Raw genomic sequence first — 15,963 nt, forward strand, 5'->3', positions numbered from 1 at the left:
ACGCTGATATGAGCGCTGACACGAGCACCGCCACGAGCACTGCTGTGAGCACTGCTGTGAGCACTGCTGTGAGTACTGCCACGAGCGCCTTCACCGCTCTGCGCGAGCAGCTCCTCGGCGCCGCCACCGCGTTCGCCGGCGGCCCGGACGCGCTGTCCGGGATCCTGACGGGCCTGGTCGACGACGTCGACCGGGCGCTGGGCGAGGAGCTCGAGATCTTCCCGGTGTGCCACCACTCGCCGGCCTCCGCGCTGGCCATGACGCGGCGGCTGCGCGAGAAGCGGCCCAAGGTGATCTACCTGGAGCTGTGCGAGGACCTGCGGCCGCTGCTGGAGGAGCTGCGCAACTGCCGGTTGCCGGTGGCGCTGCAGGCGTTCGCCACCGAACTCGAGGGTTTCCCGCCCGGCTCCGGCCCGCTCAGCGTGGTGGCGCCGGTCACCGAGGCGTCGGCGGAGTACCAGGCCATCGCCTACGCGCTGGAGACGCCGGACGTCGAGCTGGTGCTGGTCGACCGCTCGTCGGACCACGTCTTCCAGTGGCTGCCCCGGGAACCGGCTGAACCGGCTGCACCGGCCGGACCCGGCCGGACCGGTGAAGGCACCGGCGAGGGTGCCGGTGACCTGCACGGCGACGCCGTGGGCGTGGAGGTGGGCGACCTGCGCCCGCGCTTCGCCGAGTTGGAGGAGCACCTGCTGCGCCACGGCAAGGTCCGGCACTGGTCGGAGTGGTGGGACCAGTACGTCGAGCAGCCGCTGACCGGCGCGGACCACGACACCTACCGGCAGGCCATGGCACTGGTCGGCAGCCTGTTCCGGCGGCTGGGTCCCGGGGGCGACCGGCTGGCCGACGACGAGGAGCGCGAGCGCTACATGTGGACCCGGATCCACGAGCACCTCGCCTCCTCCGGCGCCGACCCCGCGCACTGCCTGTACGTGTGCGGCGCCTTCCACGCGGTCAGCACGGTGCCCGAGTTCGGGCTGGCGTCCGGCGTGCGGGACTACGTCGTCACCCCCCGCACGGCCACCCGCTGGCTGTACGGGCTCATCCCCTCCAGCCACTCGGCCATCGAGGCCCAGTTCGGCCTGGCCCAGGGATCGGTGTCGATCGCCGCGGCGACCTGGGCCAAGGCCACGACGCGCGGCGGCGTCACCCCGTACCGGCTGGGAGGGCAGCAGGGCACGCGCTCGCGCGCGAAGACCGCACGGGCCGCGCGGGCCGGGGAACCGGTCCCGCCGGAGCCGGTGACCGACCGGCTGTCGGGATTCCTCGCCACCCCGCCCGCGCTGGACGGCCTGGACGAGGCCGAGCTGCGCGGATGGTGCGTCGACATCGTGCGGCTGGCCCGCCGCAACGGCTACCTGGCCAGCACGGCCGACGCCATCGCCGTGTTCGAGACCTCGATCCTGCTCGCGGGGTTGCGCAACCGGGCCAGGCCGACGCCGTACGACTTCCAGGACGCCGCCGTCACGTGCATCGAGAAGGACGTGGTGCCGGGCCGCCGCGACATCCGCCGCCTGTGCGAGATCCTGCTGGGCGGCGACCGGATCGGCCAGGTCGGCTACCACGCGCTCCCGCCGCTGGCCCGCGACGTGTACGACCGGCTGGAACCGCTCGGGCTGGACCTGAGCAGGCGCACCCTGCAGCGGGCGCTGCTCGACCTCACCGTCGATCCCGAGCTGGTGCCGTGCTCGGATCTGCTGTGGAAACTGCGCTACCTGCTGCCCGAGGACGCGGTCCGGCCCATCATGGGGACGCGCCGCCTGGGTGAGCGGCCGATCCAGGAGAGCTGGGACATCGCGATCGGCCGTCACCAGCGGTCGATCATCGAGCTGGGCTACGAGGGCGTCACCGTCGAGCAGGTGCTGGAACAGCGGCTGCGCCGCAAGGTGTGGGAGCCGCGGGCCACCGCGGGCACCGCCCTGGCGGCCGTGGAGGACGCCATCCTCTACCTGGGCGGCCGCCGCCTCACCGACGAGCTCGGCAACCGCGCGGTGGAACTGCTCGCCGCCGAACGCACCGTGGACGACGCTCCCGAGGTGCTGCACCGGATCCGCAGGTTGCTGGCCCACTACCGGGCCACCCAGCCGGACCTGCCGGCCTGGTGCGAGGCGTTCGTCACGGCCGGCTACGCGCACTACTGCACGCTGCTGCCGACCGCCTTCGTGGACGAGGACACCGGTGTCCGCCAGGTCGGCGCCACGCTGGGCTTCCTGTTCGGCATGGAGAGCCTCGCGCTGTCGCTGGGCTGTGACCGGACCCAGCTGGAGCTGGCGGTGCGGCAGTCGCACCCGGAGGCTCCCGCCAAGGTGGCGCTGCTGTGGGCGGCCAGGACCCAGCTGGGCCTGCTCCCGCAGGCCGAGCTGCGCGCCCGGTGTGACGAGCTGCTGGCCAACCCGCTCGTCATCCCCTCCTTCCCGCTCTACCTGAGCGGGTTCGTCCAGGCTCTGGAGCCGGTTCCCGCCCTCGCGCCGTTCGTGGTCGAGGTGCTGTCCAAGGCGTTCGCCCGGCTGCCCGACCCGGTCCTGCTGCCGTGGCTGCCGACGCTGATCACGACGCTGCGGCGGCACGCGCTGGAGCTGGTGCCCGTCCTCGTCCGCGAGGCGGGGCGGACCTTCCCCGGCGGGCTGGCCGAGCTCGACGCGTGGGTCCCGCCGTGGGAGAGATCGGCGCCCGCGCCCGCGAAGGCGGTCCGGCGCGCGCCGGGCGGGCCGGTGGCCGCCCTGCTGGCCGGACATCCGCAGGCGTGCGACGCCGTGGCCGCGCTGCTCGGCCACCCGGCGGAGTGGCCGGCATCCGGCGACGACACGGCGACGGGCGCCGGCGGCACGGCGGCGGGCGAGCTGCTCGCCCGGTACCCGGCGACGACCGGCGCGGTCGCGGCGCTGCTCACCGGCTGAGGGCGCGGGCGCCGGTGCGGGCGCGGTGCCGCTCACCGGCTGAGCGGCGCGGTCGCGGCGAGCGGCGCCGGCCGAGGGAACGGACGCCGGCGCGAAACGGCGAGATCCCGTCCGATCGACATGATCGAGCGGGATCTCACCGTTGCCAGGTCTCGCCCCCGGTGTCCCCGGCACAGGCCGGCCGACCGGCCTCGAAAGCGTCTTCGGGATGTCGAAAACATCGTTGAAGATGACGAAAGCGTCTTTGAGGATGACGCGGGAAAGGCGCAGCCGTCCTATGGTCACGCTATGCCGGTACGAGCCCTCCGGGCGCTGCTGCGAGGTGTCCCGCCCAGCCTGCTCGACGGGACGCTCGCCGTCCTCGTCGCCGTCGCCGCGACAACGATGATCGGCGTGTCCGCCGAGCCGGGCGCCAGGCCCCCGGACGCGGCGGCCTACGCCATCGGCGCGGGGATGGGCCTGGTCCTGCTCGCCCGTCGCGCCTGGCCGCTGCCGGTCCTGGTGGCCAGTTGCGCGCTGGTGCTGGTCTACCACTCCCTCGCCTACCCGAGCCTGTCCGTCGCGATCGTCCTGGGCGTGGCCACGTACACGGCCGCGGAGCGCGGACACTTCGGCTGGGCGGCGGTGGTCGTGGGCGCGCTCAGCGTCTACAGCGTCGGCTACCGCGCGATCGTCGTCCGGGACCCGGTGCTCAGCCTCCTCGTCGAGAAGGCGGCGCTCCAGGCGGCGCTGCTGGCGGCCGTGCTCTTCCTCGGCGAGGCGGCGCGGAGCAGGCAGGCGCTCGCGGAGGAGGTGCGCGAGCGGCTGCGGATCGCCCAGGAGGCCAGGGAGGCCGAGGCCGAGCGCCGCATCGAGGCCGAGCGGCTGCGGATCGCCCGGGAGCTCCACGACGTGATCGCCCACACCGTCACGGTGATCCAGGTGCAGGCCCAGGTGGCCCACGAGCTGTTCGAGGAGAGGCCCGAGCGGAGCCGGCAGGCGGTGGCGGTGATCCGCGAAGCAGGTGTCGAGGCCATGAGGGAGCTGCGGTCGACGATCGGCCTGCTGCGCCACCTCGATCCCGGCGGGGAGCCCCGCTCTCCCGTACCCCGTCTGTCGAGCGTGCGGGACCTCACCACGATGGCGGAACGGGCGGGACTCCACGTAGGCTGGAACACTCGCGGGGAGCCGTACGACCTTCCGGCGGCGGTCGACGCGAGTGCCTACCGGATCATCCAGGAGTCGGTGACGAACGTGATTCGGCACTCGGGGGCGAGCGTGGTCGAGATGACCGTCTCCTACGAGCCGTCGGGCGTCTCCATCGAGGTCGTCGACGACGGCGGAGGGCCGGGAGGGTCCGAGGAGGGGCCGCCCGGCCACGGCCTGACCGGGATGCGGGAGCGCGTCACCGCGCTCGGCGGCCACCTCACCGCGGGCCCCGTTCCCGGCGGGGGATTCCGCGTGCACGCCTGGCTGCCCACGAAGGAGGGGCCCCGGTGAGCACGCGCGTCGTCCTGGTGGACGACCAGACGCTGGTGCGCGCCGGCTTCCGCGCGCTGCTCGAACGCGATCCCGGCATCGTCGTCGTCGGGGAGGCGTCCGACGGGGCCGAGGCCGTCGAGCTGGCACGCGGGGAGCGGCCCGACATCGTGCTGATGGACATCCGCATGCCGGTCCTGGACGGCATCGAGGCGACCCGGGCCATCGTGGGCGACGCCTCGCTGCGGGACGTGCGGATCGTCATGCTCACCACCTTCGAGGTCGACGAGTACGTCTTCGACGCGTTGCGGGCCGGTGCCAGCGGCTTCCTTCTCAAGGACACCGACCCCGACGAGCTGCGCAGGGCCGTCCACGTGGTGGCCAGGGGGGAGGCGCTGCTCTCCCCCGGCGTCACGCGCCGCCTCATCGAGGGCTTCGTCACCGGAGAGCGCCCCCACCGGCTCGACGACACGCCTCTGGGCGTATTGACAGAACGCGAGAAGGAGATCGTGGGACTCGTCGGCGGCGGGCTGTCCAACGAGGAGATCTCCCGGCGCGTCTTCATCAGCCCGGCGACGGTGAAGACCCACGTGGGCCGTGCCCTGTTCAAGCTGGGGGCGCGGGACCGCGCGCAGCTCGTGGTGATCGCCTACGAGACGGGTCTGGTCGTTCCCGGCGTACGGTGAGCGGGCCGCGTACGCCCGGCGATGCTTCCCGGCCTGCGGTGAGCGGGCCGCGCACGCCCGGCGGCGCCTCCCGGCGTACGGTGAGCGGGCCGCATACGCCCGGCGGCGCTTCCTGACGCCCCCACGGGATGACGACCGGCCCCTGGACGCGCCTCTAGCGTGCGAGACCATGGAGCCACTCGACCTCGCCAGGCTTGAGTTCGCGCTGACGACGAGCCTGCACTTCCTCTTCGTCGCGCTGACCCTCGGTCTCGCGCCCCTGATCCTGTACATGCAGGCCAGATGGGTGTTCGGCGGCAGGCCGGTGTACGAGCGGATGACCCGGTTCTGGGGGCAGATCTATCTCGTCAACTACGCGCTCGGCATCGTCACGGGCATCGTGATGGAGTTCCAGTTCGGGCTCAACTGGAGCGGCCTGGCGAAGCTGACGGGGGACGTCTTCGGCGCGTCCATCGCGTTGGAGACCCTGGTGGCGTTCTTCCTGGAGTCCACCTTCCTCGGGTTGTGGATCTTCGGATGGCACCGGCTCCCCCGGATCGCGCACCTCGGCGCGTTCGCCGTCGTCACGCTGACGGCCTACGCCTCGGCGTTCTTCATCATGGTGTCGAACTCCTTCATGCAGCATCCGGTCGGGTACGAGAGGTACGGGGCGGGCATCCGCCTGACCGACTTCGGCGCGCTGGTGGGCAACCCCGCCCTGACGGTGGCCCTGGCCCATCTGCTGCCGGCCGCGCTCAGCGTCGGGGCGTTCTTCGTGGCCGGTGTCAGTGCCCACCACTTCGTCCGGCGCACGCGGGACGTCGACTTCTTCCGCCGCTCGATGCGCGTGGGCCTGGTGGTGGCGGCCGTGACCGCGCCACTGGTCATGGTCACCGGCATCGCGCAGTTCCCGGTGATCGGCGGCTTCCAGCCCGCCAAGACTGCGCTGACCGGCGGCAGCGCCGAGGAGCTCGCCAGGGCCCGGAGCCTGCTCGCCGCCCGGTTCGGGCCGGGCGACCTCACCCCTCCCGCGTGGATCCACGAGGTCAGCCAGGTCATGGTCTACATCGGCCAGATACTGGCGCTGCTCTCCCTGATCCTCCTCCCGCTGATGGTCTGGCGCTGGAGCGTCCGCCTGCGGCCGCTGCTGTACGTGATGGTGTTCCTGATCCCGCTCCCGTTCGTCGCCGTCATCTGCGGATGGGTGGTCCGGGAGGTGGGCCGCCAGCCCTGGGCCGTCTACGGCCTGCTGAGAACCGAGGAGGCGCTCGGCGACATCGGCACGGTGGCCATCACCGGATCGCTGGTCGCGTTCACCGCGGTCCTGCTCCTGCTGGCCGTCGTCGACCTCTCGCTCATCGCCCACCTCGTCCGGCGCGGCCCCGACGAGGACGTGCTCAGGCTCGGCGCCAGGACCCTGCCGGCGCCGGAGGCCGACGCCGCCACTCACCTGTCGCCGGAAAGGGAGGAAACGCCATGGACGTCGTCTGGCTACTGATCCTGGGGCTGATCCTGGTCGGCTACTTCGTCCTGGAGGGGGCCGTCCTCGGCGCGGGGCTGCTGCTGGGCAGGTACGGCACGCGCGACGACACGGACGTCTCCGTGGCCGCTTTCGCACCGTTCGTTCTGGCCAACGAGGTATGGCTGGTCGCCGTGGCGGGCGTGCTGATGGGCGCGTTCCCGCTCGTGGAAGGAGAGATCATCTCGGGGCTCTACCCGTTCGTCGTCACCGGCCTCGTCGGATGGGTCGTCCGTGACGCGGGGCTGTGGTTCAGGCTCCGCCGTACGGGGGGCGCCTGGCGGCGCCTGTGGGCGAGGGCGATCGTCGTCGGCAGCGGGTTGCTGGCCGTCGCGTGGGGGTTCGTCATCGGCAACCTGCTCCTCGGCCTGCCCGGGACGCCGCTGTCGACCGGCAGGCTGTTCGCCCCCTACGCGGTGCTGTGGGCGGTGACCCTGCCCGCGTTGCTCGCGGCGCACGGCACGGCCTTCCTGGCCCGCCGCCTGCCCGGCCGTCTCCGTCCCGACGTCCGGCGGCTCGGGGTCAGGGTCACGAGGCTCGCCCTGGCGCTCACCGCCGTGGCGACGGGCGGCGGCCTCGCGGTGACCGTCGTCACCCGGGGGCTCGGCGACGTCCCGGCGATGCTCCCCCTCCTCGCCGCCGTGGCGGCGCTGTGGTGGATCCGGTCCCGCCCGTTCGACGGAGGCGGCCGGGTCCTCGCGCTCAGCGCCGTGGCGGTGAGCGTCCCCGCCGCCGCGGCCGGGCTGGCCGTCGCGCCCGGCCTGCTGGCCCACCCGGCGAGCGGGCGGGCTCTGGCGGTGCTGACCGCCTACGGGCTCGGCGCGCTCGTCCTCGTCGTCGTCGCGCAGGTGTGGGCCTGGCGGCTGTTCGACAGGCGCGTCGAGCCGGACGCCCCGTCCTTCTTCTGACGTCACCTGCGTTTCTGCTCCCGCTCCCGCGGAGAGCACCACCCCTTGGCCGAGGGCACCACCCCTGAACGTCCCGCCTGGCGAAGACCGTCCAGGCGCCACCGACGGACAGGCCCGCCCAGGCGGCGAGCACGATCAGGGCCGGCGCACGGTTGCCGGGCGATGACCACGATGCCCTGTTCACATGCTTGTACTTAAGGTATGGCTCCGGGGATCGCGGATCACTTCGCGAGCCGGCGTGTTCAGCCGACGTGTCGGAAAGGACGGTCCGCGCCGTGCCGGGTGGGACCGGTACACGGTGGCAGGCCGTTCCGAGGTCGTTCGGCCGGCGCTTCCCAGCCGGCTCGCCGAACCACCGGACAAGCCTCGCGCTTCGCGGCGGCATCCGTGCCACCTGTGTCCGCGGACAACGTGTCCCCGCCCTGACCAGGGTCTTCCTCGTTATCCGCGGATCGTCTCGACCTGGATGTCGTCCTCCACGCGGTGAATCGTTGAGGCCATGACACCCACACATGAGCACCTGAGTACGACCGGTCACTGGATCGACGGCGCGATCGTCGACGCGAGCGGCGACACCATCGACGTCGTCAACCCCGCCACCGGCGACGTCGTCGCGACGATCCCGGCCGGCACCGCGGCCGACGTCGACCGCGCCGTCGCGGCGGCGCGGGCCGCCTCCCCCGGATGGGCGGCGACCGAACCGGCACAGCGGGCTTCGATCATCCAGCGGCTGGCCGACGAGCTGTCCGCGCGCAACGAGGAGATCGCGCAGGCCGTGACCGCCGAGATGGGTGCCCCGATCACCCTGGCCCGCCTCGGCCACGCGGGTTTCCCCGTCGCGGTCGCGTCCGCGACGGCCGGCCTCGCGGCCGGGTTCCCGTGGACCGAGGAGATCGGCAACTCCCTCGTCGTCCGCGAACCCGTCGGTGTCGTCGGCGCGATCACCCCGTGGAACTTCCCGCTCCAGCAGATCATGACGAAGATCGCACCCGCGCTGCTGGCCGGGAACACCGTCGTGCTCAAACCCGCCGAACTCGCCCCCCTGACGGCACGACTGTTCGCCGAGGCCGCGAGCGCCGCGGGTATGCCCGCGGGCGTGTTCAACGTGGTGTACGGATCCGGGCCCGTCGTCGGCGAGGCGATCGCCGCCCATCCCGACGTGGACATGGTCTCGTTCACCGGTTCCACGGAGGTGGGCAAACGCGTCTCGGTCGTCGCGTCGGCCACGGTCAAGCGGGTCGGGCTCGAGTTGGGCGGCAAGTCCGCCAACCTCGTGCTCGAGGACGCCGACCTGGACCACGCGGTCGACGAGACGCTCGTCTACGCCTGGACCAACAACGGTCAGGCCTGCGGAGCGTGGACCCGCATGCTCGTCCCGGCGGCCCGGCATGACGAGATCGTACGGATGCTCGTCACGGCGGCGAAGGCCTACACCGTCGGAGACCCCACCGACGAGGCCACCCGGCTCGGCCCCCTGGCGTCGGAGCGGCAGTGGAGCCGCGTCAACGGCTACATCGAACGCGGCATCGCGGACGGGGCGACCCTCGTCGTCGGCGGCCCCGGCCGGATCCCCGGCCTGGAGCACGGCGCGTACATCCGGCCGACCATCTTCGCGAACGTCGACCCGGACTCGGTGATCGCGCAGGAGGAGATCTTCGGACCCGTGCTGTCCGTCATCCCCTACGACGACGAGGACCACGCGGTCAAGATTGCCAACAGCACGATCTACGGCCTCAACGCCGCCGTGTTCGGCGAGGACGAGCACGCCCTGCGGATCGCCGGGCGGCTGCGGGTCGGGCAGGTGTACATCAACGGCGCCCGGTTCAACCCGCTCGCCCCGTTCGGCGGATACAAGCAGTCCGGCAACGGACGCGAGATGGGCCGCGCGGGCGTGGAGGAGTTCACCGAGCTCAAGGCCATCCAGCGCTAGCCCCGCGTTCCGCGCGTGACCCCGATCCACCTGGGGTGACCACCCGTCGCACCGGATCAGACGGAGCTGCCGGCCCGCGACGGTGCGACGGGTGCGGAAACCGGGATCGGTCGGCCTGCACATGAGAACGGCACCTCGCCCGGGACCAGTACCTCGGGACTTCCGAAACGCGTCGCCTGCACCACCCGCATGTCAATCGCTCCCCCGCACTCGGCCCACCCGTACACCGGCGCAGAGAAGTCTCCAACCTCAACCGGAGTCGAGGTCAAGCGACCACGAACGGCGGCACACCGCTCTCGACCCTCATGATCCAGGCCATTGCCCGTCTCGCCCGGCCGGCCTTCGGATTCCACCCGAACAACGCCGGTGTCCGTCAAGCCGACGTTTTCCACGAGGACACGTTCTCGTAATCCGCGTGAGGAGTACTTGAGGGGCCACCCGTGAACGCATCGCGCCTTTGCCGGGCGGCCTGCCGGCGAGACCGTTCACCGTGGACCGATACTGCCGTTCGTGCCCCAGGAGTTTCGAATACGCACGGGAAGAATGCACGATCCGGCCTTTACGTATTGTCGACTCGACAACTATCGTCCTGAACAGGGTGATATGTTGATGCTTCGCATCAATTGGAGCCTGGGATGCGCGTCCTCATCGTTACGGATTCGTTTTCGCCGAGAATGGACGGGGTGGCGGTCTCCGTCGACTCTCTGATTCACGGCCTTGTCTCCGCCGGCCATGATGTGGGAGTGGTCTTTCCGGGGCGGCGCTCGGAGTACAGGGTGGACGAAACAGGCACTCAGCGGTGGCGCGTGTCGTCGTTCAGGACGCCGTTGGACGGATATCCGCTCTCTCTGGCCTCCGCGAGGAGCATCGCACGAATTATTCGTGTTTTCGAACCGGATTTCGTCTCCGTTCAGACCATTGGCTCTCTCGGGGTGGCGTCTCTGCGCGCGTCGCACCGGCTGGAATCGCCTGTCGTGCTCTCCTGGCATACGGATTTCGAGTCCTACCTCAATAAATATCGGCTGGCGTGGCTGTTCATACTTCCCTCGTACGTTCTCCTGAGGGGAGGAGGTGTTCGGTTGTGCCGCGACGTGATGAGGAAGGCAGCCGGCGCCGGCAGGTCCGGTGTCATTCGGGAGATCCTCGCGTACGTGGCCGATTCCGCTGACCTGGTGGTCGCCCCGTCCGCCAAAACCGCTTCCTACCTGAAGGGCCTGGGAGCCGAGCGGCCTGTTTTCGTGCTGCCCACCGGCGTCGAGGAATCGGAGTTGAGGGGAGGAACACCGCCGGAGGGGCTGGTCGAGTCCATCGAAGCCACTCCGGAGGGAAGCCGCGTCGTCTACGTCGGCCGTCTGAGCCGGGAGAAGGGAATCGATTTTCTGGTGGAGGCGTTCGGGCACGTCATGAAGCACCGGCCACGAGCGGCTCTCATCCTCGTGGGCCCGTGCGAAGACCCGAGAACGTGGCTTCGACTGCGTGCGGCGCAGGCGCGTCTGGGAGCGAACCTTCTCGTGGCGGGCCCCGTGGAGCGTCGAATACTGTCGGACCTCTACCGTCGGGTCGATGTCTTCGCCACCGCCTCCGTCACGGAGACACAGGGAATCACGGTGTGGGAGGCCGCCCTCGCGGGACTACCCGTCATCGCCAGGGATGACTTTCTCGACGAGGAGGTCCGTGAGGAGGTCCTGGGCGGCCTGCGGACACCGGAGGAGTTCGGGAACGCGATTCTGGGTCGCATCGATCGGGACAGCCGGGCCGGGAAGGGCTGCAGGACGCGGGTGGGGCCCACCGGTACCGACAGGGCGCGACTGCTCGTGGCGGCGGTCGGCCATGTGCTGTCCGGTGAAACCGGCGGATCAGCCCGGCCTGGTCCGTGGTTTTCGCGAGACGGAGCCTGGCGCGAAGAACGATGACGTGCACGGAGCCTGGCCCGAGGGACGATGACGTGCGTGGAGGCGAATCAGATCGGCATGGTTCCGGCCTCGGCGTCCACCGCCGGGTGGGCGCCTGCCGCAGGGGTCATGACACCTCCGTCACAGGCGAGCCGGCCGGTGTCACCGGTGAGGATGGTCGATCGCCAGGTCCGCGAGCCGTGAGTTGACCTCGGGAAACGAGCCGTCGCCGAACAGGATCCGCGCCGCCAGGGCACGACCGGCACGACCGCGTAGCGCGGTCACCGCCGCCTCCGCCGCGGCGGGGGATCGGATGCCGGCGAACACGCGGCGCAGCAACAGCCGGCCTCGGAACCGGGTCCGCAACGCGTGCCCGTCGTAGCGGCCGAGCACGCGTCGGTCGCCGGTACGCAGGTACCCGGCGGTGACCGCCGCGGCCAGTTCGGACATGCGCAGGCAGGGGTCCAGCCCCCCGGCCGTCAGTGGCGACACCGCACCCGCCGCGTCTCCGACGAGCAGCCCGGCGGGGCACGCCAGCCGTCGCAGCACGCCGCCGACCGGGATCGGACCACCCCTGCGCTCGACCGGCCCGGCCGGCGGTGTGCCGCCGGGCGCGTCCGCGGCGAAGGCGTCCAGCAGGTGGCGGACGCCGGTGCGCATCGCGTTCGGGTATCCCGCGACGCCGACATGCGCGTACCGGCCGTCGTCGATGACCCATCCCAGGTACCCCGGAGCGATCCGGGGGTCCAGCACGCAGTGGAACGCCGGGATGGCCGTGCCCGGCGCGATCGGGTGGACGATCTCGGCACCGACGAGGAAGCGCCGGTTGACATCGAGGCCGAGATCACGGGCCACCCGGGAGCGGGCGCCGTCCGCGCCGACGACGAACCGGGCCGTCACCGGTTCCGCACCCTCGAACCGCACGAAACCCATCGACGCGTCGACGTACCGTACGCCCAGCAGGACCCGCGCCCCGGCCGACTCCGCCGCGCGGTGCTCGTGCTCGTAGACGGCCGCCATGTCGGCCACGCGGTACTCGTCCCGGTCGCTGGTGAGCCGGATCGGCGCCCGCCGCGACGGCGGATACAGCAGCACGTCCCGGATACCCGGTCCGAGCAGGTGATCCGGCACGTCGAAGTCCTCGAGGGTGCGGCGCACGAAGATCCCTGTCGTGCGGATGCCCGTCGACAGGGACCTGCGACGGTCGACCACCGTCACGCTCAGTCCCCGTCGCGCGAGCAGGCGGGCTGTGCGCAGGCCGGCCAGGCCCGCACCCACGACCAGTACATCCACTGTCTGCATACCTTGCGACGGTAGGGGCGACGCCTCATCCGTACGATGGTTTGCACGCTACCTGCCCCATACCTCCACACCGCCGCCACACTCGAGACCGTGGACCGCTCCTCTGGCGAGAGGTGGCCGCAGAACCGGCGTCGGGCTCCTCGAAAGCCCGCGCCGGGGAACTTCGGACGCTCGCTCAGGGTCACGCACCGACGTGGGCGGGGAGAACGTGGCGATCGGCGTAACCGGCCGGCCATCGCTACGCCGCTCTCCTGGCCGGGTAGATGAGGATGAGATCCACGCCGGGCCGGGTGTACAGGCGCAGCCGGTAGAGGCCGGGACCGCTGCGCGCGAGATCGGGGAAGCGCACCTTGCTCGCCGACAGCGTCTCCATCACCAGGCGACCCGATTCGCTGACGATGTCCGCCTCGACCACCGCGTCCCAGCCTTTGCGTCGCGGGGGTGGCGGGGCCGAGCGCAGCGCCTTCGCCGTCACACAGGTCGCCCAGTCCTGGCTGGGGGTGAAGATGAGGGCCAGCTGACCGCTGGTCGCCAGGGTGTCGACCGGTTTCGCGCTCCAGATCGCCGTGGAATCTTCCTCGGTGTCCGCTTCCGCGTCGTAGATGCCGTAGGGCTGAGTGTCCCAGTCGTAGTAGGACGCGGTCGCCTGGAACCGGGTACGCAGCGCGGGCCACGGGTCGCGGCACCGGGCGTCCTCCTCGCGCGCCTCGCGCGCCAGCCGCTCGCGCACGAGGTTCTCCTTCTCTGCCTTCTGCTGGTCCATCTGCGCGGACGACAGCAACAGATCCGGATGTTTCCGTCCGACCGCCTCCGGGCAGAGCAGCGCGAGCAGCGCGGGCCGAGCCTTGACCGGCTCCCCGGCCGCGAACCTGGCGCACGCGTCCCTGCCCCTGCCGAGCAGGGCCTGGTCCGAGACATGCCGGCCGGGCTTGGTCACGCTGCACAGGTAGGCCCGATCGCGCTTGTGGACCGGGATGTCCGCGACACGTGGCGGTTCCGACCACGCCCAACATTCCGCGAACTCATCGTCCTGCCGTCCCATGAGGCCATCGCCCTGCCAGCCCGTGAGCCCATTGCTCTGCCAGGTGTAGGTGAGATGTGGACGGCCCTCGGGTCCGACGACCACCAGCGGGAGGACGGCGGCCGCGGCCGCGACCGCCGTGGGCACTCGCAGAGGCGCCTTCCGCCTCGGCTCACGGCTCAGCTCATGGGCCGTGCGCGCCAGCCAGACGATGTAGAGCACGTTCATCGCCTCGGCGATCGACTCGATCGGGCCGCCGCGCGTCAGGGCGTCCACGAGCTCCACCAGGAACGCGCTCGCGAACGTGCCCGCACCGATGAGGAGCGTCACCCGGTTCCAGCGTCCGTCGCGCCGCTGGGCGAGCAGGAGCATCACCATCACGACGAACGTGGCCACCACCGCGGCCATGGCAGTCGCCCGGTAGGCCGAACTCACGAAGAACCGGAGCTCTGAATCGTCCGCCAGGCTGTTCGCGAGCGATATGGCCGGTTCCACCAGTCCGAGCAGGAGCAGAGCCAGCCGGAAGGACCGCCCCGACCCGGTGAGCACCACCGTGAACAGCACGAGCGCGGGCACCCAGAGCGCCAGCCCGATGACCGTCTCGACCAGGCCCGGGAGGAACGAGGGGATCAGCAGCCACACCACGTCGGCGTACAGCAGCAGCCGCAGCCACGTGGCCGCCCGGCCCATCGGCACGGCCGTGGGCGCGGGTCCCCGCAGAACCTGCCACAGCATCCACGCGTTCACCAGCCCGAGCAGCAGCAAGCCGCCCAGCACCAGAGGAGAACTCCCGACGCTCTCGCCGGGCGGGTACCACATGGTGACCAGCCATGCGGGTGTCGCGGTGCCGATCACCAGGCTGAGGATGATCGAACCGAGGGTGATGCCCAAGGAGGCAAAAGCCGCCAAACGGTGTATGCGCACGATGAAGCATGATCGTAGTACGACCGGGCGACGCTCTCGCGAAGGTCCGGTGAGGTCCCCCCGGAGCCGGTCGGCCCGCACGGTCCACGGCCGTTCCCGGCCCGGCGGCCCGGCCTTCCCCGTGGTGGCCGACCCGAAGGGTCGCGTCGTCGGCCGAAGCTCCACACCCGCTCCGGCCTGGCCACCGGCCGGCTTGAGGCGTGCTCACCGGTTGGGAGACTTGCGGTACGTGACCGGCTCGTCCCCCTTCCCGGGGAACGCCATGATCAGCAGACGTTGGCCGTTCTCCTGCTTTCCCTTCCACGTGAACCAGTCGTAGTGCACGCGGACGAAATACTCGATCGTGCCTCTGGGGCCGATCCAGAGGTACCTGCCGTGCGCGAGGTTGACGGCGGCGGGGATCAGCGGGAGCACGATCGCCACGGCGGGCAGCGGCCACCGCCTGGTCGCCGACCGCGCCGGCGCCTGCCTCGGGACCGGCCACGGACACCACCTGCGCGATGACGCCCATCCGGACGGTCGCCGCGCTCCAGCGGGGATCCCTGGCCTGGGCGATCAGGATCGACACGGACCACGCCAGCCAGACGTAGCCGTACCCTCCGGCAAGGGTGAAGATCCGCGCGACGGAGCCCAGGTCGAAGATGTCCGTGATTTCCTGGCCGACGCTGCTCACGCAGGCGACGACGCCGGCGACGAGCGAGAACAGCCGCAGCCTGCGGGAGACGATGTCACGGAGTACCAGGAAGAACAGCCAGACGATGGCCAGCTGCACGAAACCGGAGGTGATCGCCGTCACCGACCAGAACCAGTAAATCTCCAACGCCAGAATCAGCGGGACGCCGACGATGCTCGTCAGCCCGTAGCCGACGCTGACATACAGGGCGAGCCGCAGCAGGCCGACCTTCCTGCCCCGGCGTGTCAGCTCGCCGCGGGCGCGCCCGCGCAGCACCTGCCACAGGGCCCACGCCTGGAGCGCCCCGATGAGGACCAGGACGAGCGCCAGCCCCCACGGGACGGTGAACGTGTCTTCGTCCGGACCGAGGAACCAGCCCATGCTGGAGTCGCGGGTGACGACCTTCCAGAGGAGATCGCTCCGGTCGGTGGTCAGCGCGAAGCCGCCCAGCACGGCGATCGCGACGAGGTAGCCGAGCGCGATCAGGACGGCGATCCTGCCGAAACGGTAGCGACGCATGGCCATCTCTCGGGAGGGCGGAGCGGTCAAAGCGCCTAACCCTAGCGAGTCACCAGAAAGTTGATCAGGCTATGGCGAGTGCGGAGCTTTCGCGACCCGTTATCGCTTCTCGTCACGCCGCGGCGCCCGCCCACCGGGACGCCGGACCCCGCACCCGGTGGGCCCGAGGCGCCGCGCCGACGCGCTCGAGCCCGCCGTGAGCGTCAGGACGTGGCCACCGCCGCCCGGAAGCGTCACGAAAGCCCCGAGCCCCGA

General features: G+C 71.2%; 11 protein-coding genes. 8 read left to right on the forward strand and 3 right to left on the reverse strand.

The features are described from left to right. Window positions 1-8: 8 nt before the first annotated feature. The 7 genes from ACVCAG_RS39690 to ACVCAG_RS39720 all read left to right on the forward strand — a co-directional run bounded on the left by ACVCAG_RS39690 (window position 9) and on the right by ACVCAG_RS39720 (window position 11,290). Complete coding sequence (locus ACVCAG_RS39690) at window positions 9-2,897, forward strand: DUF5682 family protein (protein WP_440088200.1); 2,889 nt, start codon at window positions 9-11, stop codon at window positions 2,895-2,897. A 288-nt stretch (window positions 2,898-3,185) separates the two neighbouring features. After that, window positions 3,186-4,376 carry a histidine kinase gene (locus tag ACVCAG_RS39695; protein ID WP_440088199.1) on the forward strand — a complete coding sequence of 397 codons (1,191 nt, stop codon included), beginning with the start codon at window positions 3,186-3,188 and terminating at the stop codon, window positions 4,374-4,376. Then, the gene (locus ACVCAG_RS39700; RefSeq protein ID WP_440088197.1) at window positions 4,373-5,041 is read left to right on the forward strand and encodes a response regulator; all 669 of its coding nucleotides are present in this window, start codon (window positions 4,373-4,375) and stop codon (window positions 5,039-5,041) included. The genes ACVCAG_RS39695 and ACVCAG_RS39700 overlap by 4 nt, the downstream gene beginning before the upstream one ends. Window positions 5,042-5,210: 169 nt before the next feature. Next, window positions 5,211-6,518 (forward strand): cytochrome ubiquinol oxidase subunit I, encoded by a 1,308-nt coding sequence (locus ACVCAG_RS39705; RefSeq protein WP_440088196.1) that lies wholly within the window; start codon window positions 5,211-5,213, stop codon window positions 6,516-6,518. Then, on the forward strand, window positions 6,497-7,447 hold the full coding sequence (locus tag ACVCAG_RS39710) for a cytochrome d ubiquinol oxidase subunit II (RefSeq protein ID WP_440088194.1): 951 nt from the start codon (window positions 6,497-6,499) through the stop codon (window positions 7,445-7,447). Before ACVCAG_RS39705 ends, ACVCAG_RS39710 begins: the two co-directional genes overlap by 22 nt. A gap of 499 nt (window positions 7,448-7,946) precedes the next feature. Further along, a complete protein-coding gene (locus ACVCAG_RS39715) occupies window positions 7,947-9,377 on the forward strand; it encodes an aldehyde dehydrogenase family protein (RefSeq protein WP_440088193.1) in 1,431 nt (476 codons plus the stop codon). A gap of 635 nt (window positions 9,378-10,012) precedes the next feature. Then, window positions 10,013-11,290, forward strand: coding sequence for a glycosyltransferase (locus ACVCAG_RS39720; protein ID WP_447191348.1), 1,278 nt, complete (start codon window positions 10,013-10,015; stop codon window positions 11,288-11,290). A gap of 141 nt (window positions 11,291-11,431) precedes the next feature. Here ACVCAG_RS39720 and ACVCAG_RS39725 read toward each other — a convergent pair whose 3' ends face one another. The 3 genes from ACVCAG_RS39725 to ACVCAG_RS39735 all read right to left on the reverse strand — a co-directional run bounded on the left by ACVCAG_RS39725 (window position 11,432) and on the right by ACVCAG_RS39735 (window position 14,939). Then, window positions 11,432-12,571, reverse strand: a complete 1,140-nt coding sequence (locus ACVCAG_RS39725) for an FAD-dependent oxidoreductase (RefSeq protein WP_447191349.1) — start codon at window positions 12,569-12,571, stop codon at window positions 11,432-11,434. A gap of 238 nt (window positions 12,572-12,809) precedes the next feature. Then, complete coding sequence (locus ACVCAG_RS39730; protein WP_447191350.1) at window positions 12,810-14,483, reverse strand: hypothetical protein; 1,674 nt, start codon at window positions 14,481-14,483, stop codon at window positions 12,810-12,812. Between the two features lie 237 nt (window positions 14,484-14,720). Beyond that, window positions 14,721-14,939, reverse strand: coding sequence for a hypothetical protein (locus ACVCAG_RS39735; protein ID WP_440088188.1), 219 nt, complete (start codon window positions 14,937-14,939; stop codon window positions 14,721-14,723). A 218-nt stretch (window positions 14,940-15,157) separates the two neighbouring features. On the opposite strand from ACVCAG_RS39735, the gene ACVCAG_RS39740 reads away from it, so the two are divergent. Then, window positions 15,158-15,328 carry a hypothetical protein gene (locus ACVCAG_RS39740; RefSeq protein WP_440088186.1) on the forward strand — a complete coding sequence of 57 codons (171 nt, stop codon included), beginning with the start codon at window positions 15,158-15,160 and terminating at the stop codon, window positions 15,326-15,328. The last annotated feature ends 635 nt before the right edge of the window (window positions 15,329-15,963 follow it).

The sequence above is a fragment of the Streptosporangium sp. G12 genome, from assembly GCF_052983175.1.

Bases quoted from the DNA above. Each gene is read 5' to 3' on its own strand.
- ACVCAG_RS39710 (WP_440088194.1), top strand. From the start codon at position 6,497: ATGGACGTCGTCTGGCTACTGATCCTGGGGCTGATCCTGGTCGGCTAC.
- ACVCAG_RS39695 (WP_440088199.1), top strand. From the start codon at position 3,186: ATGCCGGTACGAGCCCTCCGGGCGCTGCTGCGAGGTGTCCCGCCCAGC.
- ACVCAG_RS39705 (WP_440088196.1), top strand. From the start codon at position 5,211: ATGGAGCCACTCGACCTCGCCAGGCTTGAGTTCGCGCTGACGACGAGC.
- ACVCAG_RS39720 (WP_447191348.1), top strand. From the start codon at position 10,013: ATGCGCGTCCTCATCGTTACGGATTCGTTTTCGCCGAGAATGGACGGG.
- ACVCAG_RS39725 (WP_447191349.1), bottom strand. From the start codon at position 12,571: ATGCAGACAGTGGATGTACTGGTCGTGGGTGCGGGCCTGGCCGGCCTG.
- ACVCAG_RS39690 (WP_440088200.1), top strand. From the start codon at position 9: ATGAGCGCTGACACGAGCACCGCCACGAGCACTGCTGTGAGCACTGCT.
- ACVCAG_RS39715 (WP_440088193.1), top strand. From the start codon at position 7,947: ATGACACCCACACATGAGCACCTGAGTACGACCGGTCACTGGATCGAC.
- ACVCAG_RS39740 (WP_440088186.1), top strand. From the start codon at position 15,158: ATGTCCGTGATTTCCTGGCCGACGCTGCTCACGCAGGCGACGACGCCG.